The organism is Fusobacterium varium (assembly GCA_021531615.1).
Classification (GTDB): Bacteria; Fusobacteriota; Fusobacteriia; order Fusobacteriales; family Fusobacteriaceae; genus Fusobacterium_A; species Fusobacterium_A varium_C.
Window position 1 is genome coordinate 1 of the sequence record JADYUE010000065.1, and the last position, 8,149, is coordinate 8,149.

Below are 8,149 nucleotides of genomic sequence, written 5' to 3' on the forward strand. Positions count from 1 at the left end.
TTTTATCATAGAAAGCTATTTAAAGCATTTATTATTTTAATTTACAGACTTTTTTTCACATTCTCAACAAGGAGAATGAAATTTTTCCTTGTTTCTTTTTGAAATTACTTCTTCTTTTTTAACTTAGAATATTTGCTATATAGATTCCATCTATCATGGAACCACATCCATTGTTCAGGATACTCTCTAATAACATCTTCCATTTTATGAATAAGATTTTGTGTATTATTGATAACATCATCTTTAAAACTATCAGTTTTTATAAGTTCAATCTCATCTAAGACATGGACAGTACAACTATTATCTTCATTGAAAGTATTGTAAACTAAAAGTAGTGGAATATCAAATTTTAGAGCTAAAGAAACAGCACCAGTAGGGGCTTTTGCACTTTCACCAAAAAAGTCAACAATAGCTCCCTTGTCTCTATGGTCACTAAAAAGAGCAATAATATTTTGATTGTTCAGTCTTTTAATAAGCTCTTTACTTGTTCCCTTACTTTTCTTCAAAAGAGTTAAGTTAAGATCACGTTCTCTGCTTTCTGTAATAAATTCATCAATATATGGATTTCTTTGTTTCTTAGCAACTGTAACAAGGCTATAACCATCAACAGCTTTTACACTTGCTTCCATATTTCCCATGTGCATAAGAGCAACGATAACTCCCTTTCCCTTTGCATAAGCTTTTTCAAAGGCTTCTTTATTCACAGTTTTTACATTTTCCTTATTTTTGAAATACTCTTTAAACCAAAGTGAGCACAGAAAAGCTTTCAGCATAATCTTATATGATTCAAGAGCAATCTCCTCTCTCTCTTTCTCACTTTTATTTGGAAAAGCTAGTTTCAGATTCATAAGAGCAGTTTCACGACGTTTCTTTATAGCTACATATCCTAACCAACCTAAAAATTCAGCAAACTTAAATCTCAATTTCTGAGGGAAAAGTAGAAGAATAAATCTAAAAATCATAACTATCCAGTATTGTAATCTATATATCATAAAAAGTACCACCTACACTAAAATATTAATACTAAATTATTATAACATAAATTTAGAAATTTGGGTATCTTAATTGCTTAATAAGTGTTCATATGATATAATTTTAAAAGAAGAAAAAACAAAAAATAATTAATATAGAGGTGGAAAAATAGTGAGAATAGGTATAATTGGAGCAATGAATGAAGAGGTAATAGAATTAAAAAATATTATGACTGATATTCAAGTTGAAAAAATTGGAAATCTTGAATTTTTTAAGGGGAATCTTTTAAATAAAGAGGTTGTATTAGTTGAAGGTGGAATTGGAAAGGTAAATGCTGCTATATGTGCAACTTTAATGATAGAACACTTTAAAGTATCAAAGGTTCTATTTACAGGAGTAGCAGGTGGAACAAATCCAGATATCAATATAGGAGATATTGTTATTGGAGTAGATCAAATAGAACATGACTTTGATAGTACAGCTTTTGGATATGCTCTTGGTCAAATTCCTAGAATGGATACATATATATTTGAAGCTGATAAAGACCTTGTAGATCTTGCTTACTCTGTTGCTGTTGAAAAATTTGGAAGAGAAAAAGTTAGAAAGGGACGTATTGTTAGTGGAGATGAGTTTGTTGCATCAGTTGAAAAGATAAAATGGTTAAGAGATACTTTTAATGCTGATTGTACAGAGATGGAGGGAGCTGCTGTGGCTCATGTTTGCCATGTATTTAAAATGCCATTCCTAATTATAAGAGCTATATCTGACAAAGCTAACCACGATGCAAAAGTAGATTTCCCTGAATTTGTAAAACTTGCTGCTAAAAATTCTAAAACAATAATTGAAGGAATTTTAGAAAGAATATAGTTGAGATTTAATTAAATAAAGAGGTAAAAATGAATATAGATCAATTATTAGATGAACTTTACTCTTATTCTATGCATGGAATAAAATTAGGTTTAGAAAATATAGAAAAAATTTGTAAAGAGTTAGGAAATCCAGAAAAGAGTTATAAGATAATTCATATAGCAGGAACTAATGGTAAGGGATCAACTGCTACAACATTGGAAACTATACTTCTTGAAGCTGGGTATAAAGTTGGAAAATACACATCTCCACACATTTTGAAATTTAATGAAAGAATTAGAATGAATGGAAAGGATATTTCAGATGAAGAGATAGCTTATTACTATGATGAAGTTAAAAAAGCTATTGCAAAGGCAGGGGTAAAACCTACATTTTTTGAAGTAACTACTGCTATGATGTTTAAATATTTCCAAGATAAAAAAGCTGACTATGTAGTACTTGAAACTGGTATGGGGGGAAGATTTGATGCTACAAATGTAGTTGATGCAGAGCTTTGCATAATTACAAATGTCACATTAGATCATACTGAATATCTAGGGGATACTATCTACAAAATAGCAAAGGAAAAAGCTGGAATTATAAAAGATACACCAAAGGTTATAGTTGCAGATAGTAACCCAGAGTTTTTAAAAGCTATATATGAAGAAAATGCCCATGTTGTAAATGTTTTAGATAAATATGCAAATAGAAAATGGAGCTTAGATTTTAATAATTTTGTTACTAAAATTGAGATAGGAGATGAGATCTACAACTTCTCACTATTTGGAGAGTATCAAGTAAAAAATTTCCTATGTGCATATGAAGCAGCTGTTGAGCTAGGAATTGATAAAGCAGCAATAAAAAGAGCTAGTGAAAAAACTGTATGGCAATGTAGATTTGAAAGATATAGCTCAAATCCGTTAGTTGTTTTAGATGGGGCACACAACCCTGATGGAATGACAGAACTTAAAAAAGTTGTAGAAAAGGGATTTTCTCCTGATGAGGTAGTAGCAATAGTTTCAATTTTAAAAGATAAAGATAGAAAACGTATATTAGAGATTTTAAGACCTGTAACTTCAAATATAATATTTACATCTTTAGCTGAAAATCCTCGTGGAACTGTGGGAGAGGAGATCTTTGCTCTTATAGATGATAAAAGAGGTTGTAGTATAGAAAATGATATAGTAAAAGCTTTTGAACAAGTAAAAAATATGAATAAGAAAATTATTCTAATTTGCGGATCATTCTATCTATTAAGTAAATTTAAAGAGGAAATAAATGGCTAAAAAAGGTGGAGCTTTTTCTTTTTTTATTAAACTTGTTGTGTTCTTTGGATTTCTATTTTATGAATATAAGATGTATGAGGAGTATAAAAAGGTAAAAAGAGGAATAGAAAATAAAAAGGAAACTCTTTATACTAAAGTTGCAAACTCTTTTGTTAGAAGAGAGGATAACTTCTATTTAGACAAAAACTATATGAAAGAGGATAGAAATTTTAAAGCGAAAAAACGTCTTGAGGCTGAGGAAAAAAGGCTTGAAGAGCTAAGAAAATTAGAAGAGTTAAAGGCTATGGAAGAACAGAAAAAATTAGAGGCAGAAAAATTAGCTGAAGAGAAATTAAAAGAAGATAGTTCAAAAGATGTAGCTCCTAATTCTAATGAAAGTGTAGCAGATAAAAAAGAGAGTAAGCCTGTTGAAAAAATAGTTGAAAAACCTAAGGTTCAAGAGAGTGTAAAAAAAGAGGAAGTAGTTAAAAAAGTTAATAAAACAGTCTCAAAAGAGAGTAAAGAAAATATTCCAAAGGGAGCTGTAAATATAAAAAAAACAAAGATTGAGAGTATAGAAAAAACTACTAAAAAACGTGAAGATCTTCCTAAGGTAAAGATCCATGAAGTTGAAAGAAAAGTGGAAAAACCTAAGGAAAATATAGAGATAAAAGAGGAAAAAATAAATTCAAACATAAAAAATGAGCAACCTAAAAAAGAGAAAAGTAGTGGTTTTAAAGAGATAGAGATGTTAGGAAATTAATAAGATTTTTCTCAGTAAAAGGAGTTGTAAATTATGAGAAAATTTGAAGAGATATTTACAGTTAGAAAATTAGTGGAACATTTTAATATGGAAGTTATAAATGAGGGAGATTTGGATTTTCAACTTAAACTCCCTAGTTTATACCATGTAGGATATGAGTTAATAGGTTTTTTTGATGAGAAAGGCGAAGAGTTAAATAAGTATCTACATATTTATGGTAAAAAAGAGGCAAGATTTGTAGACACTCTACCTTGTGAAAAAAAAGCTGAGATGTGGGATAAATATTTCTCATATGGGTTCCCTGCTCTTATTATAACAGCTGAAACAAAGGTTACTCCTGAGATGATTGCTGGAGCTAAGAAAAATAATAAGACAATCTTAAAAAGTCCTATGAGAACTACAAAAACAATAAGGGAGCTAAAGTTTTTCCTTTCTAAAGAGTTAGCAGAAGAAAAGATGATAAATGGGTATATGCTCCTTGAAATTATGGGAGTTGGAGTTCTCCTTACTGGTTATGAAGATGCAAAACTTGGAGTTACTATTGAACTGCTAGAAAGAGGACATAAACTTGTTACAGATAATAATCTTATTATCAGAAGAATGGCTGAAAACGATCTAGAGGGTTACAACCGTTTTGATAAATCTCAAATGGATAGCCACTTCTTCATACAAAATACAGATGGAAGTCAAATAGACGTCACTACTCAATTTGGAATCAAAGCTACAAGAAAGATGAAAAGAATAGATATGCTTGTAGTTTTAGAAGAGTGGAATGAAAAAAAATTCTATGATAGATTAGGATTGGATGAGGTTTATGAGGAGTTTTTAGGAGAAAAAATCTTAAAGCTTGTAATACCTGTAAGAAGAGGAAGAAACCTTGCTATAATTTTAGAAACAGCAGCTTTAAATTATAGATTAAAGAAAATGGGTGTAAATTCTGCTGAATATTTTATGAAAGAATCTCAAAAGATAATAAAGGCAAATAAGGCTAAACAGGGAGAAAATATGAATGAGAAAAAACTTCCAGTAAAGAAATTAAAAGATGAATTTAACTTAAAAGTTCTTCATGGTGAAGAGATGCTAGAGAATACATATATAAAAGTAACTGGTATTCACAGACCATCACTGGCACTTTCTGGATATGTTGATATGTATGAAGATGAAGGATATACAGGAGTACAACTATTCTCAAAAGTAGAGTTTAAATATTTAAGTAGTTTAGATGAAAACAAAAGAATAGAGAATTTAAAAAGATATTTTGAGTTTAATTTTCCAGTAATAGTACTTACTTCAGATGTTGAAGTGCCAGATTATTTCTTAGAATTAGTCAAGGAAAGCAATACTATTTTATGTAGAGCTCCATATAGAAAAGCCTCTCAAATAATAGCAAATTTTAATGGATTTTTAGAAACATATTTCACACCAAGTATCTCATTACATGGAGTATTTCTAGAACTTTATGGTTTTGGAGTACTTCTTGTAGGTAGAAGTGGAATTGGAAAAAGTGAAACTGCTCTTGAGTTAATTCATAGAGGACATAGACTTGTAGCAGATGACTTGGTAAAATTTGTTAAAGATGTAAGTGGAGATATAATTGGAAAATCAGCTACTCTTCCATATTTTATGGAGATTAGAGGGTTGGGAATAATAGATATAAAAACTCTTTATGGTCTAGGTGCTGTTAGAATTAATAAGAAATTGGATATAATTATTGAGCTTAAAGAGCAAGAGAGAGATAACTATATGACAGCAGTAGATTATCAAAGTACATCTTCTGAAATTCTTGGAAATAAGATAGCTAAATTTATTTTATATATCTCTTCAGGAAGAAATGCTGCTGCTATGGTAGAGATAGCAGTTATGAACTTGATGGCAATTAAACTTGGACACGATCCTGAAAAACTTTATCGTGAAGGATTGAAGAGAATGACAGAAGAAGAGAGAAAACTATTAACTGAATAGTTTGGAGGAATAATGCAAAAGATAAAAGAAAAGATATTAGAGAGCAAAAAAATAATTATAACTGCTCATGTAAATCCTGATGGAGATGCTATTGGAGCTGGATTAGCTCTTTTAGGTGGAATAGAAAAATTAAATAAAGATTGTAATGTAAGATTTATTTTGCAAGATAAGATACCTGATAGAGTAAAATTTTTAAAACTAAGTGATAGAGTAGAACTATATGATAGTGAAAAAGAGTATGATTTTGATCTAGCTATATGTGTAGACAGTGCAACTATTGAGAGAACTGGTGTAATGAAAGATCTAATAAAAGATAGCTATATAATTAATATAGATCATCATATTAGCAACCCTGAATATGCAAACTTAAACTATGTTTTAAATATATCTTCAACAAGTGAGATTATCTATAGATTTTTAAAATTCTGTAATATAGATATTGATGTAAATATGGGAGAAGCATTATATGTTGGACTTGTAAATGATACTGGTAACTTCCAACATGATAATGTAACTGTAAAAACTTTTGAAATGGCTGGAGATCTTGTAAATATAGGGGTTAATAACTCTAAAATTATTAAGGAGTTTTGGAATAGACAGAGTATGGCTGCTATGAAACTTCTTGGACAAGCTATGTATGAGATGGAGTTCTATCCAGAAAAAGAGTTAGCTTACTTCTTCCTTTCAAATGAAGATATGTTAAAAGTTGGTGGAAGAAAAGAAGATACTGAAAATATAGTTGAAAAATTAATCTCTTATGAAAAAGCTGATATCTCTCTTTTCTTGAGAGAAGATAAGCCTGGAATGATTAAAGGAAGTATGAGAAGTAAAACTGATAAAGACGTAAATGCAATTGCTGCTTTATTTGGTGGTGGAGGACATAAGAAAGCTGCTGGTTTCTCAAGTGAACTTCCACCAGAAGAGATTTTAAAAATAGTGATGAAAAATCTTTAGGGAGTGTTAAAGATGTTAAATAAAAAATTGTTGATTTTAGCTACTGTACTCTTTGCACTTGTTGGTTGTGGTAAAACAACTATAGAGAGTAGTATAAGAAAAGATGATAAGATAACAGCTCTTAGAGAATATGACAGTTACAAAGAAAACAAACTTCCAAAAAGTAGAGTGGTTATAGGTAAAGTTAAAAACTATACTAGATTTGGAACTCCTAGAACTGATTCTACAACAAAGGATATCTTAGTATCTGAGTTCTCCAATACAGGAAGATTTACAGTGTTAGAGAGAGAAGATTTAGATACCGTTATGGAAGAACTTGCTTTTTCAGATTCATTAGGACAAAAATCTCTTTTAGCTAGACAAAAATTCTTAGATACAGATTATATTGTAGTTGGAAGTGTCACTAAATATGCACTAAATACAACAGGTAATAAATCTATTATCTCTAAGAGCAAGGAGCAAAGGGCAGAAGTTGTAATTGAATTAAAAGTTATAGATGTAACTAATGGAAAAGTTTGGACTGAAACTGGAGAGGGAAGCTCAAGAGTTGAGTTTAGTACAATTTTAGGAGCTGGAACTTATGGTTCATACAATAGTTTAGAAGAGGAAGCTTTTAGAGCTGCTGTAATTCAAGGAGTTGAAAAGATAGTTAGAAGAGTTGACTCAACACCTTGGAGTGCTGCTGTTGTTAAAAAATCTGGAAGTAATATTATTATAAACTCTGGAATAAACAGCAATTTAAGAATTGGAACAGAGATGGAAGTATATAAACTAGGAGCTCCTATTGAATATAGGGGAGAGATACTAGGTTATGAAGAAAAATTAGTTGGTAATGCAGTAGTTACTGGGTATATAGGAGAAGATGCCTCTACTTTAAGATATAGTGGAGAAAACTTTACAATTCCAGCTATTGTAAAGATAAAAAAATAAAAAGTTGAAAAAAATAGAATAAAATAGTATTCTTATTATATAGTTGTTCTAATTAAAGGGTAAAGGAGAGAGTAACATGGAGAAAGAATATGATATCGTTTTTATAAAACCTTCAAAATTTGAGGATTGTACAAAATGTGTAGAGTATATAAAACAGGAAAAAATAGTACATATAAATCTATTTGACTTAAAAGAAGAGGAGTCACAAAGAATTCTTGACTATATAAGTGGAGCTGTATTTATAAAAGAGGGACAAATAGTAAATCCTGGTGAAAAAGTTTTCTGTACAATTCCTAAAAATAAAAGCTTCTATTTTGATGATAGAGAAAGAAGAAGTACTTTAGATTCAAGATATGATGAAGAGGAAGAGATAATTCCATCTTATAAAACAAAAGGCTCTTTGTCAAATAGTGTTGGTGGAAAAAACAAATAAATTTTCAAGTAACTCCAGTGATTT

8 protein-coding genes are annotated in these 8,149 nt (G+C 30.0%); 7 read left to right on the forward strand and 1 reads right to left on the reverse strand.

Going from position 1 to position 8,149, the window contains the following annotated elements:
* Positions 1-104 precede the first annotated feature (104 nt).
* Positions 105-989, reverse strand: coding sequence for a lysophospholipid acyltransferase family protein (locus tag I6E31_12135; protein ID MCF2640708.1), 885 nt, complete (start codon positions 987-989; stop codon positions 105-107).
* A 154-nt stretch (positions 990-1,143) separates the two neighbouring features.
* Between I6E31_12135 and I6E31_12140 the strand changes: the two genes are divergently transcribed.
* From I6E31_12140 to sepF, 7 genes are all read left to right on the forward strand, one after another.
* Positions 1,144-1,839 (forward strand): 5'-methylthioadenosine/adenosylhomocysteine nucleosidase, encoded by a 696-nt coding sequence (locus I6E31_12140; GenBank protein MCF2640709.1) that lies wholly within the window; start codon positions 1,144-1,146, stop codon positions 1,837-1,839.
* Positions 1,840-1,868: 29 nt separating this feature from the next.
* Complete coding sequence (locus tag I6E31_12145) at positions 1,869-3,104, forward strand: bifunctional folylpolyglutamate synthase/dihydrofolate synthase (GenBank protein ID MCF2640710.1); 1,236 nt, start codon at positions 1,869-1,871, stop codon at positions 3,102-3,104.
* On the forward strand, positions 3,097-3,846 hold the full coding sequence (locus I6E31_12150) for a hypothetical protein (GenBank protein MCF2640711.1): 750 nt from the start codon (positions 3,097-3,099) through the stop codon (positions 3,844-3,846). Before I6E31_12145 ends, I6E31_12150 begins: the two co-directional genes overlap by 8 nt.
* A gap of 33 nt (positions 3,847-3,879) precedes the next feature.
* Positions 3,880-5,808 carry an HPr(Ser) kinase/phosphatase gene (gene hprK / locus I6E31_12155; GenBank protein MCF2640712.1) on the forward strand — a complete coding sequence of 643 codons (1,929 nt, stop codon included), beginning with the start codon at positions 3,880-3,882 and terminating at the stop codon, positions 5,806-5,808.
* Positions 5,809-5,820: 12 nt separating this feature from the next.
* Positions 5,821-6,762 (forward strand): bifunctional oligoribonuclease/PAP phosphatase NrnA, encoded by a 942-nt coding sequence (locus I6E31_12160; GenBank protein ID MCF2640713.1) that lies wholly within the window; start codon positions 5,821-5,823, stop codon positions 6,760-6,762.
* A 12-nt stretch (positions 6,763-6,774) separates the two neighbouring features.
* Positions 6,775-7,692 carry a penicillin-binding protein activator LpoB gene (locus tag I6E31_12165; GenBank protein ID MCF2640714.1) on the forward strand — a complete coding sequence of 306 codons (918 nt, stop codon included), beginning with the start codon at positions 6,775-6,777 and terminating at the stop codon, positions 7,690-7,692.
* A gap of 76 nt (positions 7,693-7,768) precedes the next feature.
* Complete coding sequence (gene sepF, locus I6E31_12170) at positions 7,769-8,125, forward strand: cell division protein SepF (protein ID MCF2640715.1); 357 nt, start codon at positions 7,769-7,771, stop codon at positions 8,123-8,125.
* Positions 8,126-8,149: the final 24 nt, after the last annotated feature.

Coding starts and splice junctions, on each gene's coding strand:
- I6E31_12150 (MCF2640711.1), top strand. CDS start 3,097: ATGGCTAAAAAAGGTGGAGCTTTTTCTTTTTTTATTAAACTTGTTGTG.
- I6E31_12145 (MCF2640710.1), top strand. CDS start 1,869: ATGAATATAGATCAATTATTAGATGAACTTTACTCTTATTCTATGCAT.
- sepF (MCF2640715.1), top strand. CDS start 7,769: ATGGAGAAAGAATATGATATCGTTTTTATAAAACCTTCAAAATTTGAG.
- I6E31_12165 (MCF2640714.1), top strand. CDS start 6,775: ATGTTAAATAAAAAATTGTTGATTTTAGCTACTGTACTCTTTGCACTT.
- I6E31_12160 (MCF2640713.1), top strand. CDS start 5,821: ATGCAAAAGATAAAAGAAAAGATATTAGAGAGCAAAAAAATAATTATA.
- hprK (MCF2640712.1), top strand. CDS start 3,880: ATGAGAAAATTTGAAGAGATATTTACAGTTAGAAAATTAGTGGAACAT.